The sequence below is a fragment of the Pontibacter harenae genome (assembly GCF_020907245.1).
GTDB lineage: Bacteria > Bacteroidota > Bacteroidia > Cytophagales > Hymenobacteraceae > Pontibacter > Pontibacter harenae.
In genome coordinates this window covers 1-21,924 of the sequence record NZ_JAJJWH010000049.1, presented here as the reverse complement: position 1 = coordinate 21,924, position 21,924 = coordinate 1, and the positions used below count along the sequence as shown (strand labels likewise).

Below are 21,924 nucleotides of genomic sequence, written 5' to 3'. Positions count from 1 at the left end.
AAGTGTCTACTGCATTTCGGTTACCATAGTAGTAACCGAGCGAGGAGCCAGTAATATTGCACTTTTGTTATCGTAAGAGTCTCCTGGTTTTAAATCATTACTTGCCGTGGTTACATAGGTTCTAGTGGCTTGCATACTGCCTCCCCCTTGTACATTTAACTTCATCTTGATAGGCCTTATACCAGCGTTAACAGCTACTGTTATAAGCTTGTGGTTTGCAGCATCTATGTAGGAAGATGCAAGCAAGATATTATCTTCGGAGTCCTCTCCTGTTAATTGTGTTCCCACGCGTGTGGCACCAGAACGAATAAAAAAGCTATAGTTACCAAGGGCCCAGAGCATTTTACTATCGTAGTAGTTCCCGTCTGTTTTGTTCTTGTCAACATACACCAAGCCATCCTTATAGTTATAAGGCGAGACAGCTAACCACCACTGCCAAGCTGTTGCATTCGCTACAGCCAAGTCATTATGAATGACGCGTGCCATATAAATGGCGGGGTCTATACCTAGATCACGCTTATTCCCCTCTATTTCACCTGCATTATCGCCTAGTATGCAGTACTCCGACTGCCAGAACTTTAGCCCAGGTACGGAGGCAACTTTGTTGGCCAATCGTTCTCTTTTATCAACTGCCTGATTAAAAGGTGAGGTTGTAAAATAACTGTGACCTGAAATTATATTGCCGACATGAGATAAGTCGCCAATGTACAATGGGGAACTGCTGTTAAAAAAAGCATCTATTTGATTCCCTCTATTGGGCTTGTCCTCTGTCGCATACAAATAATCAATTTTACCTGCTTCCGCAACGTCTACTGTCGCATCTACATTTTTCCTTTCAAAAGATGTATTGAGTGCTTTTACAATACCTGCAATGTTCTCATTCATGAAGGGAGTACCTTCCTGTCCTCCGTCACTCCAATCCCATTGAGGCTCATTTACAGGGCTGATATACCGAAAACTAACATTGTGGACTCTCTCTACTCCTTGAGCAACCTCTGCCAGGTAATCGGCAAAAGCATTATACTTTTCGGGAGCCAAATTAGGCTTTCCATCAGAGGCAAAGGCTTTACCGTTTTTGGTAAGGTTTACAGGAGGACTGTTAGGGAAGGCTAAAAACTGTTTTACACCCCGCTCTTGGGCAGCTTTCAGAAACCATACTTGCCCTGCTTGCCGCTGCCAATCGTAACTACCATCGGGTTCTAAAAAAGACTCGGCTCTCCGCCATTCGTCTCGTATACCGCTTTGCTCCCCTTGCTCCGCACTTCCTGCCCCAATATTGAAGCGCCACATCGAAAGCCCGATACCCTTTGGTTGCCCGTTAGCGCTAGTGTCTGTACTAAAAAGCAGATCTGCAATGGCATTCTTCTTTGCATCTGGCCAATTCCCAATAAACTGGCAGGCCCATGCATCGGAGGCGGCAAAGTTGTCTATTGTTTGATAAGTTTCTGCGACATTTATGTTGGCTGTTACCTCCTTTACCACAACCGCTGTTGGACCTTGCCCTGCATTATCTTCATGATTATTAACGGAGCACCCACCTAAAGCAAGAAAAGTTATTAGATGTGGTAGTATGGGCAGTACAAATTGCCTGTGAATAGAGAATGTTATTTTCATTACGACACATTTAGCTTTTTATGTAACAGGAAAGATGCATCATGCTACCTATAGGCAGCATGATGTGTAGAAATGTTTAGTATCCTGGATTTTGCTCCAGCCTATTTCCTGAAGCCTGTATTTCAGATCTTGGGATTGGAAGCCAATAATGTTTTGGCTCAAAACTGCGCCCTTCTAAAGCAATTTTACGACTGTGTACCAACTGATTTCCCTGTTTATTAATCTGTACACCATAAGCAGGTTCATTTTCAGTCTCCTCAGCAATTAGCCAGCGTCGCACATCATAGAAGCGGTGTTCTTCAAAAGCCAGCTCCACCTGTCGCTCCCTACGAATCAACTCACGCATCTGGTCCTGAGAAAGCCCTTCTGGCAGCCGAGGCATCTCTACCGATGGCCTTTGGCGAATGGTGTTTATAGCCTCATACACCGTAGCATCTGGTCCAACAGCTTCGTTTCGTGCTTCTGCGTAGTTTAGCAGTATTTCGGCATAGCGGAAGTATATCCAAGGCTGTCTTCCAGCTACGTTCCACGGGTTTTGTATTGGGTTTTCATCGTCCATGAATTTGCGGAGATAGTAGCCAGTTTGGGAGGTGTTCCAGCTTGATGGACCATCTTGACTGTCTCTACCGCCTGGTCTAAAAGTTTCAACTTCTCTACCTCTGTATTCTGCCCCATTGTATAATATAGTAGCGTAAAAGCGGGGATCTCTATTTACATAAGGGTTCTGTGGATCATAGCCTGAAGTTGGATCATCAATAGATTTACCGTTGTCTAACATATAAACATCCACTAGGTTCTGAAGAGGAGTGTTTCCGCCCCAACCGTCATACCCATTAGGGCCATTTGCTATCTCAAGAGCTGTATGTCGTGAGTTCAGGTTATAGTAACGAGCAAATATTATCTCATCGCTGTTTCCCTCTTCATCTATAAACAAGCTGGCATAGTCAGGATGTAAGCTGTACTTGTTTAGCTCCATCACATCTCTTGCGGCATCTGCTGCCTGCTGCCACGTTACGGCTGTACCGTTTTCTTTATACAACGGGCTAGCAGCATATAACAGCAACCTTGACTTAAGAGCTAATGCGGCTCCCTGTGTGGCTCGGCCTTTTTCCCAGGACGAACGGTGGTTTAGTGGCAGCACTCCAGCTGCTTCATTTAGCTCATGCACCACATAGTCTATACTTTCCTGAATGCTCGCACGCTCATAAAGAGACTGATCAGAAAAATCGTTTCCTAACTCAGTCACACGATCACCTAACAGAACCACTCTACCATAATTTCGAATCAAATCGTGATAACGGAAAGCCCTTATAAATCTCAGTTCTGCAATCAGCAGGTTCTTATGAGACTGGCTCATTTCTACCCTGTCTATGTTGGCCAAGGCATAGTTTACCTCTCTTATACCGCGATAGCTTCTTCCCCACAAAGCACCAGCGATACCAGTATTTTCAGGGGACAGTTGCCCACGCTGAATCAGCCATGTATTGTCATCGCTTCTATAAATGGATTCGTCAGTAATAGAGCTCCACAGGGCATACTCCCATCCTCTGCCAAAACCAGGTGCGTTTCCATCTCCTTCTTTGTCAATCTGCCTTACGCCTAAGTACCTGTTTATCACAAAAGCTTCAAACAAAACAGAGTCTCCTATTATAGCCTCATCAGATAAACGGTCTGTGGGTGTTACTTCTAGAAAATCCTTTTCACAGGATGTTAATATACTTGCCAAGCCTATGGCGAATGCTAAAAATATTTTCGGCTTCATAATGTGCTGATTAAAAAATTAGAATCTAACATTTACCCCAAGATTGACAATTCTTTGCTGAGGATAGAACTGTGCATTACCAGAGCTGGTTTCTGGGTCGAAGTCCTTCACTTTGCTGAATGTAAGCAGGTTAAAAGCGTTTGCATAAACCCTTACATTTCCAATCTTGATTTTTGATAGTAGTTGAGTTGGCAGGTTGTAACCCAGTTCGATATTCTTAAGCCTTAAGAATGCTGTGTTATATAACCAGAAGTCACTTGGGAAAAGACCTCCACTTACTGAGGAGCCAGTTCTTGTATCAACACGAGGATAAGACCCATCAGGATTAGTTGGGCTCCATCTGTTATCGGCCCATGTGCTGAAGTAGTTACCGCTGATACCTACATCTGGCAGCACATACTGCCTTACCTTTCCTTGCCCTTGAAACAATACTGAAAGATCGAAGTTTTTATACTCTGCACCCAGATTCACACCATATACAATCTCTGGAATATTCCCCAACTCTGTTCTCACCATATCATCCGCAGTAATTTCTCCATCTCTATTATAGTCCTCATAAATCAAGTCTCCTAGCTTAGCGCCTGGTGGGTGTGGGTAATTGTCCAGATCGTCTTGAGTTCGGAAAATACCTATGGCTCTGTATCGTAAATAAGTATTCATAGGCCTACCTGTTTGTCTTTGGTAGTCTAATATTTCAGATGCCTCGTCAATGAATACAATCTCATTAGTGGCATAAGTAATGTTACCTGATATATTGTACTTGAAGTCACCTGCGGACTTGTTGTACCCTAATGTTGCTTCAATACCGTTGTTGTCAACCCGTCCTATGTTCTCAGATGGCACAAGAGGGTCTGAACCGTAAGGATTCACTATACCTGTAACGTTAGGCACAGACGCGTTTCTACTTGCAAGTATATCTTTGCGCTTTTGTCTGAAGTAGATAAACTCAAAAGACAAATCTTTAAACAGAACACCGTTCAGGCCAATATCAGTCTTTTGCGCGACCTCCCATGTAATATTGGGGTTGGCAAGTTTAATCAGGTTTATGCCAGGGTGAACTACGCCTCCAATAACGGACCTGTTGTCAAAAGCATAGTTGTTTATAAACTGGTTTGATCCTACGTTATCATTTCCTAGTGCTCCATACGATGCGCGCAACTTCAAATCACTAAAGAAAGGAACGCTGTTTCTAAACCACAGCTCCTCTGAAATACGCCATCCAACTGAGACTCCAGGAAAATAACCCCACCTACTGTTACGAGGGAAGTTTGCCGAGCCGTCTGCACGTAATTGCAACTCAGCCAAGTATTTTTCCTTAAAGTTATAGGTTGCTCTGCCCAAATAACTTCTTCTGGTAAATACCCAGCTCCAGCCTGCATTGCTCCTGTCATTTTCTCCAGTACCACCCTGAGACAGTTCTGGTGTAAGAGGAGTAGGAAAGTTTCTTCGGCCTGCTTCAAAATGCTCTAAGTTGTTTTCGCTCTGCTCATACCCTACAAAAGCGCTGATGCCGTGGTCACCAAACTGGCGAGTAAAGTTCAGCTTAATGTTAGACGTGATTAATGTAGTGTTCTCCTGTGCCTGGAAAAGAGAGGCATTGGGCTCACCTACCGTAACAGGTCTGTAGGTATCATTCCCTTCGTAGCTATACACCAGGTATGGCTTTGTAAACGACTTAGAAAAATTCTGCCCTTTATCAACCGAGTAAAAACCATCTACAGACAATCCTTCTAAGAAAGGCAACTCATACTTAGCTCTTAGAATACCGTTAAAGATAAGACGCTGATTTTTGTTCAGGCCTGCCGCATCGGTAACAATCATTACAGGGTTTATACCTCCTTCTACACCTGCAGAGGGCATACCATTAGGGTATCTTGCCGGGATAAAAGGATAGGCTCTATAGGTGTTCCAGAAAATTCCGCCTGCGCCAAACTGCGGATACTGCCTGTTTTCTTGTCTGCCAGAAATGGATAGGCCTACGCTGAAATCATCAGTAATATATGCGTCCAAGTTCGTTCTAAAGTTATATTGCTTATACTCTGTAGCTCCGTTCTTATAAAGGCCATCCTGATATACTGTACCTAAAGAGGCATAGTAGCGAATGTTCTCGGTACCGCCGTTCACAGACAAGCTTTGTCTGTTTTGGGGTGCCACAGGGTTTAGTACTTCTGTCAACCAATTAGTATTCGGGTAGTTTATAGGGTCTGAACCGTTCCTAAAGAGCTCAAGCTCTTGTTCAGTATACCGTTGGTTTAATCCTCCTGCGGGATTATTATAGTAATCTATTTCATTAAGTATAGTGGCGTAAGTTGCGGCATCAGCAAACTCAGGCAAACGTGTTGGCGACGAAAAGCCCTGATTAAAACTATAAGATATAGTTGGCTTGCCTGTGGTGCCACGTTTTGTGGTTACTAATATTACGCCGTTTGCAGCTCTGTTACCATAAACAGCGGCAGACGCATCTTTCAACACTGTAATACTTTCGATGTCGTTGGGGTCCAAGCGATCTAAGCCCCCAATCTGGCCTGGCACTCCGTCCACCACTATCAGTACCTCATTATTACCTGTTGTAGCCAAACCACGCACTCTAATCTCAGCGCCATCATAACCTGGCTCACCACCACGGTTGTTTATTATGACACCTGAAACACGTCCAGAAAGTGCATTTGAAACATTCGGCTGAGGGCTTCTGTTTAAAGCCTCCCCGTCCACCTCAGAGATGGACCCTGTTACAGTAGCTTTCTTTTGCGTACCGTAGCCCACAACTACTACTTCGTCTAAGGCTTTAGCATCCGTTTTAAGATTTACGTCTACTGACGCTCTACCATTAAGAGGAACCTCCTGTTGCTGATAGCCTAAAAATGAAAAGACAAGTGTACCGTCCAGGCTTGGCACATTAAGAGAGAAATTTCCATCTATATCTGTGGGAGCTGCTGTATTTGTGCCCTTAAGCAGCACTGTTACACCAGGTAAGCCTACTCCTGTTTCATCTGTTACTTTTCCAGTTACAACCGTGCCCTGTGCTGCCACAGAAATAATTGCAAAAAGCACAAGAGGAACAAACATAAGCTGTTTCATCTTCCTGAATAAAATGTGTTTCATACCGAAGTGATTAACGTTAATAAGTAAAATTTTTAGCTGACTTTCACAAAGAACGCATTAGCGTTTTGAGTAATTGATCACTCAGCAAAAGAGGAACAATTTTATCTTATCCTAAGGGGAGAAACTGCTTTTTGAAGGGGGGTATATGTTGAAACTACTGCTAAATCAGGCTATTACAAGGCAAACTCACCACTTTTCATGTACTCAGAAGGGGAACATCCGAATTGTTTAGAGAAGCATTGTCTAAAATACTTCTCATCATTGAAACCGACCATATACACTACCTCAAACACTTTGTAGTTACCTGATCTTAAAAGGCGTGCCGCTTCCTGCATTTTAAGTGACCGCAAATACTCAACAGGGGATACACCTGTAAGTGCCTTAATTTTTTTGTAGACAAGCGAGCGGCTCATGTTGAGTTCTGCGACTAGCTCATTCACATTAAAATCGGAGTTATCCAGATTCGCTTTTAGTACTTCATAAATTTTAAGCAAAAGCTTTTCATCAAGCGAGTTGGGCTCTTCTTTTGGCTGAGGAGGGTTAACGCTAAAGAGGTTTAAGTGGAAACGCTTCAGCTTTTCTTGGGACTGTAGGATATTCTGAATTTTTAACTGCAGCAATTCTGGGCTAAAAGGTTTTGTAAGATAGGCATCTGCACCTATTTCCAGACCTTCTTTATGATGCGCAAAGGCAGTTCTGGCAGTTAAAAGTATAACAGGTATATGGCTTGTCCGGATATTGCTTTTTAACTCTTTACACAAAGCGATTCCATCCATTTCAGGCATCATCACGTCACTTATAATTATGTCTGGGTAATGCACGAGTGCCTGTTCTAGCCCATCTTTACCATTGGCTGCCTCTATCAAAGAATAATTATCTCTCAGATAACTCTTCAGGAAATTACGAATCTCGTCCTCATCCTCTACTATAAGGACCTTCTTATGGCCTTTATGAGAAATGGCTGCAGTATCCTCTGGCACCTCCTTCATGGCCAGTATTTCAAGCTTACTTTCCGCCCCAACAGCAGGCACAGGATTATCTACCAGAGAGCCTGCATCAAAATGCTCTTTCCCTAACGGAAGCTTAAAGCCAAAAGTAGCCCCTTCTCCCTCTGTACTGTTAACAAATATATGCCCTTTGTGTAACTGGATAAGCTTTTTTGCGAGTGCTAATCCCAAACCTGAACTCATAGGCGCCATAGGGTTCCCTTGGTAGAACCAATTAAATATGTGCTTCAGCTGACCGGCAGGCACACCTATACCATTGTCTTTAACTTCCACAATTACACATCCAGCATATTGCTCAGAGCTAGCAGAAAACCTTTCATCCACTCTAACCGCAACAGAAATAGAGTTTCCTTTGCCAATGTATTTAAAAGAGTTCGACAGCAGGTTGTTGATTACTATTTCAAGCTTTTCCCTGTCGTACCACACCATCAGGGGCTCCTCGGGTACCATCAGGTGAAAATCAAGCTTTTTTATCTGGGCTAGTTCCTTAAAGGGAATGCAGATCTCTTCTAGAAAGGCCGCAATATTATCTTCCTTTACCTGCAGCACCATACTGCCAGCTTCGGCCTTACGATAGTCTAGCAACTTGTTAATGAGGTTAAGCAATTTATTTGCATTCTGATAAACCATCTGTAGCTTTCTACCAGAACCAGTTGTGCGGTCCTCATGACTTAGCATCTCCTCTAATGGGCCAAGTATGAGTGTAAGCGGTGTTCGGAACTCATGTGATACTTCTGTAAAGAAATTCAACCTCTCGCGTGCAACCCTGCGTTCCTTTCTGCTCTGCGCTTTTGCAATCAGCAGCCTGCGCCGAAGCTTTTTTTGTTTCGCACTAAAATGATAGCCCCAGTACACCACACCAGCCAGCACTAACAAGTAGAGCGAGTAAGCCAAAGGCGTCCTCCAAAAAGGAGCTAGTACGTTTATTTGTAATGCTGTATAGTCTTCCCCCCAATTCCCATTATGGTTTGAAGCTTTTACCATAAAGGTATAGCTCCCTGGCTTTAGATAACGATAAGTAGCAGATCGCTGGTTGCCAACATAACTCCAGTCCTCATCAAGCCCGCCAAGTTTATATGCATATTGATACTTTTCAGGATTGGTATAATCTAAAGCTCCGAATTCAAGCGTAAAAACAGACTGATTAGGCTTTAGAGTTATTTCTTTGGTTTCTTCTTCTAAAACAGGTTTGTTAGAAACATCATTTTTAAAAGCCTCCAACAAAACAGGTTTGTTAAAGAGTTGCAAGCCCAGCATCATTACCTTCGGTGTAACAGCTACTCCTTTTATCTGAGATGGGTAAAAAATATTGAACCCTTCAGTGCCCCCAAACCCCATGAAGCCACCGATCTTGCTATAAAGTATAGACCCTGGATTAAACTGCCCGCCCTGCAAGCCGTCTGAAGCACCATAGTTATAGAACCTTTGTGTGTTTACCTCCAGCTTCGTTACTCCTTTGTTTGTACTCATCCAGACATTTCCTAGTATATCTGGATGTATAGCATATACAGTATTATTAGCCAGCCCGTTCTTTTCACTATACCGAATAGCACTTTTTTTCGCTGTATCGTAAAGTATCAAGCCATCTTCTTCGGTACCTATCCACAGGTTCTTTCCTTTATCAAGGTAAAGGGCTAGCACAACATCACTAGACAAATACTCCTGATCCTTATAGTGATGCCTTACAAAGGCTTGTTTATCTGGAGAGAAACTGTACAGCCCGCCTCCGTACGTACCGACCCAAAGCTTGCCATTGTGATCTTCTGCTAATGCTCTAATATCGTTAGATGCGATGTTGCTGTTAGAGGCGTTAAAGCTCTGGAACGACTTTGTCTTTTTATCAAGCTTACTTAAGCCACCTCCGTTGGTACCAACCCATAGGTTTTTCCTAGAATCTTCAAAGATTACTCTTACATCATTACCACCTAGCGTATTCGAATCGCTTTGCTTGTGTTTGTAGTTTATAAAAGAACCTGTTTCCTGCTTATAGAGGAAAAGCCCCTGCGAATAGGAGCCAAACCATAGGTTCTGGTCAGTATCTTGATATGCATAAAGAATTGCACTGTCTGTTAAACCACTTCCATCACCAGCAGTAAAGTGCTCTAGCACCGTTCCATTTGCATCGCATTTGTAAATGCCATTTCCGTCGGTACCGAGCCAAAGATTCCCTTTTCCGTCTGTACATACACCATAGTACCGAATATCATCGTCTGGTGGGCTAGGGGACAAGCGCAGCTTAGAAAATTTTTCTTGCTGATTACTCACCATTTTAACCCCACCTCCATAAGTGCCAAGCCAAATGTTCTGATCTCTGTCTTCAAACAAAGCCTGCACCGAACGCTGTGTCAGCAAGGTTTCTCCTCTTTCTTTAACTTTTTTGAAGGAGGCTGTTTCAGCGCCTTGATTATAAAACTGGCTAATATCCAGTTGATAGGCTCCTCTATCCTGCACGCCTATCCACATCATTTCTTTACTGTCTTCCAGAATGGAAAGAACGATATTGCTTCCGAGGGAGAAAACCTGAGCATCAAATTTGGTGGCTATAGATTGATCCCGCTTCAACAGAACCAAACCTCGAGAGGTACCCAGCCAGATGTTATGCAAATGGTCTTCATAAATGCACTTGATGTTTGAAGACGAAGAAAACTGATTATGAGGAAGCCCTTTTATCTTTTCCGAAACGATTCCATCCTTAACTTTAAAGACATTTACACCAGCATCCTGTGTCCCTACCCATAGCAGTCCTGCATGATCTTGAAAGAGGCTAATGATTTTATTGCTTGAGAGGCTAGGTAAGTTTTGTTGATTGTAAGATGTGAAGGCATTTCTATGCCTATCGTAGTAAGAAAAGCCAGCATTGTAAGAAGCAACCCACAGGTTGCCAGATGAGCTTTCAGTAATGTCACTTATGTCATTACCTACAAGAGTGCGGTCATCTCCTATAATATGCTGAAAATGTGTAAATTTTTCGGATGAGGCATCAAAGCGGTTAAGTCCGTGCCGAGTTGAAACCCATATATCACCTTTGGAGTCAACAAAAACTTTTTGTATAAAATTACCCGTCAGGCTAAAGCTATTATCAGGATCGTACTTGAAGGTCTTGAAAGAATAGCCGTCAAAACGGTTAAGGCCGTCTTCCGTCGCAAGCCACATCAAGCCCTTTTTATCCTGAGCTATGCTTGTTACGATATTCAGCGAAAGCCCGTCTCTTAGACTATATTCTTTTACAATATTATTAGGCTGACTTGAAGCTGAAGACACAAACAAGACCACAACACCCAAAACAGCGCACCACCTCTGAACCTGTAAAACTAAATTCACAGCAAGTTGCTTTTGGATGAGACCTTCTTCTTCTACTTCCATCAGTTTACCGCCCTCTAAATCTTACAAAGCTTAATAATTCCACAAGGTATAAATTAAGAATAAAGAAACTTGACGAACATCTGTCTCTTATCTTAGCTATTTTTCACACCTTTAAGATAAAACATAAATCAAGAAATTTAAATTATCATGCTGAAATGATTGTAGCAAGGGTTGCATTGGCTAAACTTAGTAAAAGCAACTTCCCTTTCTGGACTACTTCTTTCTCCTACCAAAGGCTTCCCCCATAGCACAAAGTATCAACTTGACTAGGTAAACTTCAAGTGGATATTTTGATATGAAAACAGAGAAATATAGGTTTCGCGAAAGCGTACCTGTGCCTGAAGAAACATCTTTGCGTATAAAGTTTTAGATCTCTTCCTTAGCCACCAGCAAGCCTGCACAAGGAAAAACAAATGCATAAGACGCAAAAACAAAAGGCCGATCAGCAATTTTGCTAATCGGCCTTTTTTAGGTAGACCAAGGCCTTCAATTATCGAACAATCTCTTCGATGATTTGGCCGCCATCGCTGATTTTTGCCATGTTTATAAGTGACTAAGATATTAGCAAAAGAGGAGCTATAGTTTAATTGACTACAGCTCCTCTTTTGCTAATTTAGCCTTGGCTGATAAGTAAGAATATGTTAAACAGATGCTTTCTTTGAACAGTGATTTGAAGAAGGACGCTGCCAGGATAATAAGAGACTTCAGGAACCTGCTCTATATAATAAAATAACTAGCACATTATTGGAGCATGAGCGTATAAAAACTATAGCAGAAAATTTTCCAACCATTTAGGAAAGTTTTCTTATCTTTAAACTGTTATAATTATTAACTATGGCTGCTGCAACCACACATCCGAAAAATATGCCATCAAAAGGAGCGAGGAAGGCTTTATCTGGGAAAGATAGTACCGAGCTCCTGAACTTTGAGGCAGTAGTGCGAGATTCATATTCGCTGGTGATGGCCGCGCGGGAGGGTATTTTCGCAAGGATGGCCTTTGAGGTGGCAGACCTGCTTCAGCTTCATCTCAATCAGATGGCTGATATACTTCATACCACGACTAAAACCCTGCAAAACTACCGTCAAAGTAAGAAGAGGCTGAGCCCTGCCCATAGCGAGCAGACTCTTAAGCTTTTGGCATTGCAAATGAAGGGAAAAGAGGTCTTCGGTACTGCAGATGCCTTTCGTCGATGGCTGGAGAAACCTGCTTATGGCCTGGACGGACAGCTTCCGCTGGTTTTGCTGGAAACGAGTGGAGGTATTGATTTAGTAATGGAGGAGTTGGAACGGATAGCATACGGAGATCTGGCCTAAGTGGAAGTTTACAGGATCTGTCTGGCAAAGTACGCGGGAGAGCTTTATGCTTCTGGTATTCGCGGGCGCTGGAATTCGAAAGGGAACTTTGTAATATACACAGCAGGTAGCAGGGCTTTAGCCTGCCTGGAAAATGTGGTGCACCGTAGCGGTGAAGGGTTGAGCGACAACTTTAAAACGGTGGTTATCACTATACCCGATGATGTAACTATAGAAAGTGTTTCAACTGATGAACTGCCTGTAAACTGGCAGCAAGTAAAAAGCTATCCTATCTGCCAGGCGCGGGGCAACGAGTGGTACAGACAGCTTAAGTCAGCAGTATTATGTGTTCCTTCATCCATTATACCTGAGGAGTATAACTATATCCTCAATACCCGCCATCCAGACTTTACGAAAATCAAAATAACAGGCACCGAAGACTTTTTCTTCGATGCCCGCATTAAAGCTAATTTATCCAGCTAAAAAATTACCAGTAGGAGAGGGTGCGCATAAAGATTAATTGTGTCCCCAGTGCGTTCACATTTTCAAAATGTGCTGTCCGATAGACAGCCTTATATCAACTAGATTACAGTAAGGCTGTTTTATCAAAAGGTCTCCTTTTATTTACCCCCATGTAATATTCCATAAGCCGCAACGGGGAGAGAATTAATTGTACCTGCCTAGATGTGCTCGAAGTTCAGGATGTTTTGTAAAGTGTTTCATTACCATGTCCTTGAGTGTCATAAAATCTGCTCTAAGAACCTCAAACTCTTTGTCAGGATTATGACCTACAATTTCAAAACAAATATCCCAGAATTTTTTATTTATAACCTCTACATTTTCTACACATATTTTGATTGATGACTGCATAGTGAATATTGGACTCTCCTTAGATAAGTCTTTAGTCATTTTATTTCCCATATGCAGCTTTGTCAAGCTTCTACCCAGCACTATTCCTGATCTATTATCAGCTGAACTAACACTTATTTGTTTCGCAACCAACATCCGGTTTGTGTTATCAAAAATTATTGGGCTTAACAACTCCATTTTTATTATTAACGGTACTGCTGTTTGTGGTGGCTTTAACCACTGTGCCAGCATTAGCTGATAAGTCGAAGTAAGAGATTTCGTACATAAGCACGCCCTCCGTTTCCGCGCCAGTCAGGGTATAGGTGCCCGTGTATTCCGAAGCGGCAACCATCGTAATAAGGGCAGTGCTGCCGGCTACCGTTACGGCTGGCGCAGCGATGGCCTCATCTGCCTCGATGCAGAGCGTTACCCCTTATCGCCCGCCTTCGCTCTTGCAGGATCTGAGTTGCCGGAGGCGATGGCGGCGGTGGTCAGCTTAGGCAAGGTGTTGTCGACTGTCACGCAGCTACCGTCGTTGGTAGCTGCGACAGTAGTACCTGGATTGTCCGCCTTGTCTTCAAAGTTTATGCTAAAGCTCAGAACGGTCTCTGCATCAGCAGCTGTACATCATAGCTAGCACATTATTCAGTATCGGACAGCTTCGCTACGGAGGCATTCCTTTCCGGCTAGGGTTACCACAGGGTTTACGATTGTCTCCCTTCCTCAAGTACCAAAAGCAAAACTCCTGTACCGCTATAATAGAAACAGGCTCCCTGGTAATGAGGGAGCCTGTTTCTGTTATCAGTCTTTATGCCAGCAGCTGCAGAACCTATCTTCTGCTAATGATGCTACCATGTCGTTAGCTGCCTGCTGGAGCGGGAGCGCGGCTTCAGGCTATAGCTGAGCATGATCTCGTTTGTACTCTGAGTCATATACTTTGCGTCACCAACCGGGCTTTCATACGCGTACCCTACCTGAAACTTGTTCAGTTGCAGCCCAGCTGTCAGGGAGTAAGCCAGGTCGTTTCTGTATCCGCCTCCTATCCAAAGCATGTTCTGGTATACCACTTTCAACTGTCCTTCCACCGTTTCCTTCAGCTTTTCGTCATACCTGTAAATAGCATTCCCAACTAAACCTACTTCGTCAGAAATAGCTGTGCGGTATCCTGCCTGCACAATGTGCTTGCGGGTATACATGTCTTTTAGAAACGTATCTCCGGTAGTTATCAACCCGCCTCTTCCTACATCCTGAACAGCATATCCTACATAATAGTGATCTGCCGTCAGTGACAGGCCAAAGTTCAGGTCAAACTTACTCATGCGGTTGCTTCCCTGGGCGCTCAGGTACTGAGGGTCTACTTCCTGATCTACTACCAGCTTGTTGCCATTCAGGCTCTGTGAGCTGTAGTTGATGGCCGTACCCCAACGCAGGCTGATGTTTTCAGATAGCCTGACACTGGAGCCATAGCTCAGGAACACTTGATTCTCTGAAAAAGCGCCGAATTCATCATGCAGCACCGACAGGCCAAAAGCTTGCCTGGCTCCTACCTGCCCGTTAGTCGTAATGTCCTGCTCTGCACCACCTTTACCCAATAGCTTCCGGTCCGCCAGGTCAAGCTCTCCAGAAACGAATACCGTTTTGGGTGCTCCCTCGAAGCCGGCCCACTGGTTGCGGTAAAACGACTTTACGACAGATCCTTCATAGCCGGTCAGCGCTGGATTGTAATACTGCTGTACCAGCGGAAAGTTGGCGATGTATTTTCTGTTCTGGGCTTGCAGGCCCAGAACAGAGATAACCATTATGATTGTTACTATAGACTTTTTCATTTACTTACTTCTTAAGAATTGTAACCACACCTTTCTTCACCATATTAATATCCTTCACCTGCACCACGTAAAAGAAAGCGCCTTCCAGTACTTCGCCACGATGGCCTCGTCCTGTCCATCCTTCTTCTGGGTTGGTGGTTTGGAACAGGCGCACACCGGAGCGGTCATACACCTCGATCTCCACGTTGTTGTAAAAGCGCAACTCCGGTATCGTCCATGTGTCGTTGATGCCATCGCCATCCGGAGAGAAAGCATTGACAATCTTGAGCTGGGCCTCCTGTTTGGCATAGAGTTCCTTGGTGAGCGTAAAACTCTTTTCGATGGTGTTGTTGTACGGATCGGTGCTGCGCACACGGATGGAGAAGGCCGTCATGCCGGACAGGCCTTTATTGGACTTCAGGTATACTTTGTCACCTTTGATCTCAAATAGGCTGTTGTTCGCGTCGCCCTGGCCACTTACCAGCTCATACACAAAAGCATTGTCGTCCTCATCGGTAGTGGTCAGCGTGCCGATCATCTCATCTGCAGTCGCCTCTGGCTTGAAAGTGGTGGTGCTGAAGGCAAGTGCCGTCGGCACTTTGTTCGGCTGCACTTCCACCGTTACCCTGGCAGACATGTTAGAAAAGTTGGTCGTCATCGGGGCCAGCACCAACTCGCCTGTCAGCTCATATGCTCCGGCTACTAAACCGTTGTAGCTTCCCTGGCTCCAGTTCACACTGATCTGCTCTTTCTCGCCCGTGGCATACGTTACCTCTACCGTAGCCGGCAGCGGCACGTTGGCATAGGTTGTTCTGATCGGTACTTTGATGACAGCCGGTGTTGTTACAGCTACTATGTTGCGGGTAACTTTTTGTACCTGCGCTGTTACCTCCTCGCCTGTATTTCCGGAAGCATCCGTTAAAGATAGCGTCACTGTCAGCGTGCCATCGCTCAGGCCTGAAAGATCAAGGTCTGACAGATCGAAAGCGCCTTGCTGCACCGTGGCGGTTCCGGTTACCGGCGTACCGCCATGCTCGCTGCTGATGCTGTAGGTATAGGTAGTTCCCACTTCGGCTCCGGTTATACTCAGGGAGGTGGCGGTCTGGTTTGTCACGTCTACCGGCTCTGTGTTGAAGACGATGGCGTAACCAGCAGGTGCAACAGTATCAACTGTTATGGCAAGCGCTGCGCTCTTATCACTCTCGTTGCCGCTTGCATCCGTGGCAGTCACTGCCACCTCATAGGCTCCGTCAGTTAAAGACGGGCTGAAGGTATAGGTCCAGTTGCCTTCTGCATCGGCTGTTACGGTGCCCACTTCCTCTCCATTGCTGTAGATGGCTACTGTAGCATTTGCCTCGGCTTTGCCTGTAATAGTAGGCGTGTTGTCATTTGTACTGCCGTTAGTGCCTCCGGCCAGCGCAGGAGTTTCCGGTGCCGCAGGTGCAACAGTATCAACTGTTATGGCAAGCGCTGCGCTCTTATCACCTGTATACCCTAACAAATCAGTAGCGTCAGCAGAGATAATATGAACACCTTCTGAAAGATCAGTAGTGAAGGTATAAGACCAGTTGCCATCATTCCCGGCTGTTACGCTGGCTACGAATGTAGCACCCTCATAGATGTTAACCTGCACGTTAGGTTCTGCAGTGCCTGTTACAGTAGGAGTTGCGTCATTAATATATCCGTTGCTACCATCTGATAACACAGGAGTAGAAGGAGTTGCAGGTTTATAGAAAGTTAAAGTTCTGGATGATTCTATTTTAAGAACGGGATCAGTATCATACCCTCCAAACTCAACCACATATCCGTACATAGAAAAAGTATTTGCAAGGTCATTCCACGTGCCGTCCTGCCTGGAGTAAAGCTGCATGTAATGTTCGTTATTTGAGTTATTAGGCTCAATCGGACTCCAGTTCATATAAGCGCCCGCGAGAACAGGAGTATTGTTTCCTGTGGAAATAGGTGTACCTCTTTCCGGGCCTGTTGCCCAATACCAGTTGCCTTCGGAGGCATTACTGATTGCTGCGGGATCATCTGATCCGCCAATCCATCCGTCACTTGATAGTTTGTCTCTAATGAAGTCATTCTCATTTTGAGATGTGATAGTTGCCAGGTAGCCAGTTAAACCAAAGAATGTTTTTGAGGCAGCGGCATCTCTGGCGGCCGTCCAGGAAATAGGGGAAGTAGTGCCAATATACTGATAGTAGTGTGGGCTTCCTCCAACAGCTAAACCTACTGCATCGCCCAGAACAAACTTAACAGCTCTGTCGGCTGTATTTGAAGAGGTACTGCTGAACTTAACGCTTCTGAAGATGCTTTGCCACTGTTCGGCAGTAGCAGTTCCTGTAAAAGTTAACGAACCGGTTGCTGAATTATAAGCAGCGGTAACTCCTGAAGGAAGCGTGCCAACAGAAAGCATATCTGCATTAGCCTGGAATCCCGTCTGAATGTATACACGAGCATTTGTAACTTCCTTGCCAGTAACAGTTATCTGATCGTCAACTATTGAAGCCTGCTTGTAATAAGCTTTCTTATCTGTTGAGGTTCCGGCAATTTCATTAGTTGGATTTACAGTTACTGTTATCTTAGCCCTTGCAGATTCACATCCGTTCAGTGTCTGAGTAACCCAATAGTCCTGCGAACCAACTCTAGTTGTAGGAGGAGTAGGTGCATTAGATGTTCCAGTCTCCCCCCCCGCCAAAGAAGAATACCACAAAAGGCTAGCACTATTGGTAACGTTTGCACTTAGGTTACTGGCATTATCGTTTAGATAGTAAACTGCATTAGTTACTGTAGGAGGACTAGTGAAGTTTACAGTAAGTGTAGCCTCTGCCGAAGTAGAAGTGGTACCGCAAGTTGAGGAATTAACAACGCACTTGTATTTATACCCGGATAAAGCAACATCAGGCGTTGTAAGGGTTAACGTGTTGGTTGTTGCTCCGGCATAAACGGTGTTGTCACTCACATTTTTATAACCTGTACCGTCATCCACCATCCACTGGTAAGACAAACCTCCCCCGGTAACAGTTACGTTGAAACCAGCATTGCTACCTGAACAAACCGCGGAATTGGCTGGCTGTGCTGTAATGTTTGGCAAAAGAGATAAATCCTGAAAATCTGCTACGCCATCTTCATCGCAGTCAGGTCGGCTTGTTTCGGTAATATCTGCCAATCCGTCGCCGTCAGAATCCAAGTCCTGAAAATCCGGCGTACCATCACCGTCCGTATCTTTATTCGCCTGTGCTGTTTCCACGCCGTTCGTAATTCCGTCGCCGTCGCAATCCGCATTAGGGTCCAGCGGTATGGCGTCAATCAAAGGAGAGTAAACATAGAAAAGTTCATCTCCTACCTGCTGTTTATAATAAGCTCTGGCATAATAATGCACGTATTCGTTACCTGCGGGCACATTAATGGTATAGGAGAAAGCTTTGTTGGTGTAATCAGTACCAGGGCCCGTCCACAGAGATTGCTGTGTAACTCCCGCTGCTCCTACGGCTGGAAGCTGGTTTGTTGTGGAATACACCACGCCATACTCCTGCACACAGGTCTGCGTTAAGGTTGTATTCACAGCCAGTGTCTGCCCACAGGAACTTTGAGAAGAAATGGTGCCAATAAAATTGGTGGGCGTGTAATTGATGTTGAAGGGATTGGTATAACCTCCAGGTGTTTCGATGACCGATGAGGTTGAGGTAGACCCTTTGTAAACTCCCGGCGATAAAGGTTTGATAGGTACTACCAAAGCCTCATACCAGGTACTTGTATAAGAACCGCCGTCCGTGACAACCGTTAAACTGTAATCTTTCCCGAAGTTCTTATTCGTATTTAACCATTTCACAACTTCATTCTGGATCGAAGCATCATTCGCATAGTCACTGGCTTTTACAGACTTATTCGTTAAATCTATCCAGTCTGTAAACCTGTTGAATTCACCATTGCTGGTCTTGAAGCCTCCGGCATTTGTGTGTTCATATTGCTGTCCGTTTACATCAAATTTATCGTTCTGGTTAAAATCTATGTATAAACCGGCACTCGCATTCGAAGCAGTGGGTGATGCACCTTCCCCTCCATGGTAATGGAAGACAATGGCAAACCAATGCCCGCATCCGTCATTGGCTATCCATACTCCTCCTGAGTGAGCGAATAAGGATCTGCTAAAGAAAAGCAGAAAAAATGTTAGTAAAAATCTAAATTTCATAAATCATTGTTTTAGTTAATATAGAGGAGCCAGGCCAGTTTTATTTGCGGACCGGACCTAGTTATCCCCCACTCTCAAAAATTGAATACTGTTTTGTATTCCTGCAATACACCTTTGGCTAAGGAGCCTGCAATAACGAAAGGCCAAAACCTAGTTAGCCCAGTAGGAATGCGTTAGAATCTTGTCATAGGCTCTTGTTTTATTGATTATTTACTGGATTTGTTGAGTTCACATGAAGATTAACTGCTGCATAATGCCGTGGGGTGCTCTCGCTTATTTTTCGCACGCTCCCAGTATAATCAGTAATAAGGTAGCTATACTGTTAATATAAATAAAACTTTTTTAACGATAATTCGTAGCTAACATTATATGTGATAAATATTTGCACCTTCCTGGCACAACCTTATTCATTCAAGCGGACAAGGCCATGCTTTAAAGTCAAAAACATAATCGCATACAATAGATAATCCCACAGAACACTCCTAATTATGCTATTTATTAACCTGTCAGCAACTTCCTTTTTTTTACACAAAGCTATACTTATGCTTCACCTGTATCAATCGGATAAATATCGGATATTTCAAAATATAATATGATTATTTTAATAATCATACCAACATAAAGAAAGATTTCAGAAATGAGGTTAAAGAATTGCAGAAAAGAGCCTACTCGAATCTTTTTTATCAGGCGACTTACTTTGATTAATTCAGCCCTTTAGAAACTTAGCAACGGCTTCGGCTTTACTATTGACATTTAACTTTCTGTAGATGTGCTCGATATGTGTGCGAACGGTGCCTAAGCTGATATGCAGTTCTAAAGCTACCTGCTTATAAGACCAGCCGTTTACCAGCGCCTGCAGAATGTCGTTTTCGCGGGTGGTGAGGCTTTCGGTGGCACGCTGAGCCAGGTTGTTTTTTCGGAAAACCTGCAGCAGGCGTATGTTCATAAGGGGCGTCATGGAGGCACCTCCTTTGTATGTTTCTATAATGGCCGACTCTATCTCAGGTGCTGGCGTACCTTTGAGCAGGTAGCCGCTGGCTCCTTGTGCAATAGATTCAAAGAGATGTTCATCATCGTTATACACGGTAAACATCACCACTTTTACAAGCGGAAAAGACTGCTGCACCAGTTTAAGGGCATCTATTCCAGAGAAATGCCCCAGGTGAATATCCACCAGCAGTACATCGGGGGCATGGTCGCGGCAGAGGCCGGGAAGGTCCTCCAGGACGTGGGAGGCAAAGACAAGCTCGACCTCCTCCGAAAGCTCGAAGTACAGCCGCAGGGCTAGCACGACAGCGGCCGTGTCCTCAACTACTCCTAACCTGATTTTCCGCTCCATGTTTGCTGTGGCGTCTTTAGGCGGGAGTTTGACCCAGGCCGAATATAAAGGTTAAAACAGTACCCTCGGCACCGCTCTCCAAGGAAAAAACACCCCTGTGGGCCTGCATTCGCTTCTCCAGGTTAGGCAGGCCGTTGCCCCTATGGGCCTGCATTCGCTGGAATCCGGTCCCGTCATCCCTGGTGACGATGCGCATCTCACCGCCTGCGCAGTCGAAGCTGATCCACAGGTTCCTACAGGAGGCGTGTTTGACGGCGTTGTTAATGCTTTCCTTGACCATCAGGTAAACATCCCTGCGTAGCTGCATGTCCAGCTGCATATCCTTAAGCCCCTCTAACACCGAGAAGTGCAGCACGATCCCTTTTCCCGTCGCAACCGCCTCGGCAAAGGAATGGATCCTGTCGTAGAGCGAGTACGCTCCGTCGTTCTTCGGATTTACCATCCAGATGATGTCCTGCATATCGTTTATCATCTGCCGTGCAGTGCCTCCTATCTGCCGCAGCATGTCCGACACGCCCTCCACATTGCCCAATTGCTGGTACTTGTGGGCCACGTCGCTGTACACGGAGATAGCCGTGAGGGTGCCCCCCACATCATCGTGCAGGTCCTCCGAGATCTTGTTGCGCACCTGCTGCAGGCTGTCGCTGAGCTCAAGGTTTTGCTTCATCTGCCGAAGCAGCCTCAATTTCGCCCTGTTTCCCTCCTTCTCCACCAGCAGCGACTTGTAGGCGAGCCCCGCAGTAAAGCAGAGCACCTCCAGCATGGTCCCAACCTGAGTTATCGTCAGAGAGCTGCTGAACCCGGGGAGAAAGCCGTTAAGGTGAAGCACAGCCGCAACAAGGCTCAGCAGCGCGCCCAGACTGTACATTACGCTGCCGAAGATGATATAGGAGACCAGTCTGCTTCGCCGCCGCAGCATCTGGCAGATAAGCACAGCCGTCGCTGCCGCGACAAGCCCGGAGTAGACGTACTGCGCGTAAACCGGCACTAGGGACTTGAAGAAGACCAAGCTCAGCGCATTGAGCATGATAAAGCCGAAAATGAAGCGCTTGAGGTTAGTGGCAAGCCAGTGGATCCTGGGGTAGCTGTTCCTGGTGCCGATAAAATGCTTTACGAACTTGAGGTAGGCCAGGTGCATGAGGTTGGCCATGATGTAGTTGATGCCCTCGTGCGGGAAAGGATAGCCGCCGTACCGCCAGCCCATACCGTAGTACATAATGTCCTTGTAGAGGAAATAGGCAATGGAGCTCACTAGGAACAGCAGGTAGTAAAAGTAGTCCCGCCTTCTGTTGTGGGCGTACAGGTGAAGGACCACATACACCAGCTGGGCGAAGAGAACCCCCTGGAAAAAGCACTTAAAGACAAACTCGAGATCGAAACTCTGCGCCATCCGACTTACCCTCCCTTCCGGGACATGATTAAATACAGTGAACAGTAAAGTTAGGGATTAGTTCCGTTCCTACATTATCTCCCCCTCCAGAACTGCAGCTAGGGAAGCCGCACTGTCAAATAGTTCAGGACGTTTCATAAAATTTCCAATCTCAACAAACCCCTGTGGCTGTTGCACAACTCTAGTTTGATAAGGGATAAAGAGT

The 21,924-nt window shown here is 45.0% G+C and carries 11 protein-coding genes; 2 read left to right on the top strand and 9 right to left on the bottom strand.

Features of this window, described 5'->3' with window-relative positions; all coding sequences use genetic code 11:
* Window positions 1-6: 6 nt before the first annotated feature.
* From LN893_RS17720 to LN893_RS17705, 4 genes are all read right to left on the bottom strand, one after another.
* Window positions 7-1,614: a glycoside hydrolase gene (locus LN893_RS17720; protein WP_229972427.1), complete on the bottom strand. Its 1,608-nt coding sequence runs from the start codon at window positions 1,612-1,614 to the stop codon at window positions 7-9.
* 76 nt (window positions 1,615-1,690) lie between these two features.
* Window positions 1,691-3,376: a RagB/SusD family nutrient uptake outer membrane protein gene (locus LN893_RS17715; protein WP_229972426.1), complete on the bottom strand. Its 1,686-nt coding sequence runs from the start codon at window positions 3,374-3,376 to the stop codon at window positions 1,691-1,693.
* An 18-nt stretch (window positions 3,377-3,394) separates the two neighbouring features.
* Window positions 3,395-6,478 (bottom strand): SusC/RagA family TonB-linked outer membrane protein, encoded by a 3,084-nt coding sequence (locus LN893_RS17710; RefSeq protein ID WP_229972424.1) that lies wholly within the window; start codon window positions 6,476-6,478, stop codon window positions 3,395-3,397.
* Between the two features lie 173 nt (window positions 6,479-6,651).
* Window positions 6,652-10,848 (bottom strand): hybrid sensor histidine kinase/response regulator transcription factor, encoded by a 4,197-nt coding sequence (locus LN893_RS17705; protein WP_229972423.1) that lies wholly within the window; start codon window positions 10,846-10,848, stop codon window positions 6,652-6,654.
* Window positions 10,849-11,712: 864 nt separating this feature from the next.
* On the opposite strand from LN893_RS17705, the gene LN893_RS17700 reads away from it, so the two are divergent.
* Window positions 11,713-12,162, top strand: a complete 450-nt coding sequence (locus tag LN893_RS17700) for an Xre family toxin-antitoxin system antitoxin (protein ID WP_229972422.1) — start codon at window positions 11,713-11,715, stop codon at window positions 12,160-12,162.
* Window positions 12,163-12,624 carry an RES family NAD+ phosphorylase gene (locus tag LN893_RS17695; RefSeq protein WP_229972421.1) on the top strand — a complete coding sequence of 154 codons (462 nt, stop codon included), beginning with the start codon at window positions 12,163-12,165 and terminating at the stop codon, window positions 12,622-12,624.
* Between the two features lie 183 nt (window positions 12,625-12,807).
* Here the strand turns inward: LN893_RS17695 and LN893_RS17690 are convergent, their stop codons facing one another.
* From LN893_RS17690 to LN893_RS17670, 5 genes are all read right to left on the bottom strand, one after another.
* On the bottom strand, window positions 12,808-13,242 hold the full coding sequence (locus LN893_RS17690) for a hypothetical protein (RefSeq protein ID WP_229972420.1): 435 nt from the start codon (window positions 13,240-13,242) through the stop codon (window positions 12,808-12,810).
* A gap of 596 nt (window positions 13,243-13,838) precedes the next feature.
* The gene (locus LN893_RS17685) at window positions 13,839-14,816 is read right to left on the bottom strand and encodes a PorP/SprF family type IX secretion system membrane protein (protein ID WP_229972419.1); all 978 of its coding nucleotides are present in this window, start codon (window positions 14,814-14,816) and stop codon (window positions 13,839-13,841) included.
* A 4-nt stretch (window positions 14,817-14,820) separates the two neighbouring features.
* A complete protein-coding gene (locus tag LN893_RS17680; RefSeq protein ID WP_229972418.1) occupies window positions 14,821-18,990 on the bottom strand; it encodes an Ig-like domain-containing protein in 4,170 nt (1,389 codons plus the stop codon).
* Window positions 18,991-19,696: 706 nt separating this feature from the next.
* Window positions 19,697-20,329: a LuxR C-terminal-related transcriptional regulator gene (locus tag LN893_RS17675; RefSeq protein WP_229972417.1), complete on the bottom strand. Its 633-nt coding sequence runs from the start codon at window positions 20,327-20,329 to the stop codon at window positions 19,697-19,699.
* A gap of 16 nt (window positions 20,330-20,345) precedes the next feature.
* Entirely contained in the window at window positions 20,346-21,719 is a 1,374-nt protein-coding gene (locus LN893_RS17670) for a sensor histidine kinase (protein ID WP_229972416.1), read from the bottom strand.
* Between the last annotated feature and the right edge of the window lie 205 nt (window positions 21,720-21,924).